1 pseudogene is annotated in these 400 nt (G+C 62.2%); it reads left to right on the top strand.

Annotated elements, in window-relative coordinates:
• Window positions 1-400: pseudogene (locus ACLEJP_RS25540) on the top strand (acetolactate synthase large subunit); the annotation flags it as partial.

The following is a 400-nucleotide window of genomic DNA, read 5'->3' as shown; positions in this document are numbered from 1 at the left end:
CGCCTCCGCCGACAATATCCCGGCCCGTATGCGCGAAGCGTTCCGCCTGGCTGAAGAAGAAAAGCCGGGTGCAGTGCACCTGGAACTGCCGGAAGACATCGCCGCCGAGCAGACCGACAGCCTGCCGATTCCGCCAAGCCTGCACCGCCGACCGCTGGCCGAACACAAGGCCATCGAAGCGGCAGTGGAAAAACTGCAGAATGCGCGCAATCCGATCCTGGTGATCGGTGCCGGCGCCAACCGCAAGATGACCGCGAAAGTCCTCAAGCAACTGATCGACAAGACCGGCATCCCGTTCATCACCACACAGATGGGTAAAGGTGTGGTCGACGAGCGCCATCCGCGTTTCCTCGGCAACGCTGCGCTTTCTTCGGGTGACTTCGTGCATCGCGCCGTCGAA

Origin of the sequence: Pseudomonas sp. SMV7, from assembly GCF_052041995.1 — a bacterium.
GTDB lineage: Bacteria > Pseudomonadota > Gammaproteobacteria > Pseudomonadales > Pseudomonadaceae > Aquipseudomonas.
Note: the sequence above shows the minus strand (reverse complement) of the source record. Positions and strands in the feature narration are given on the sequence as shown.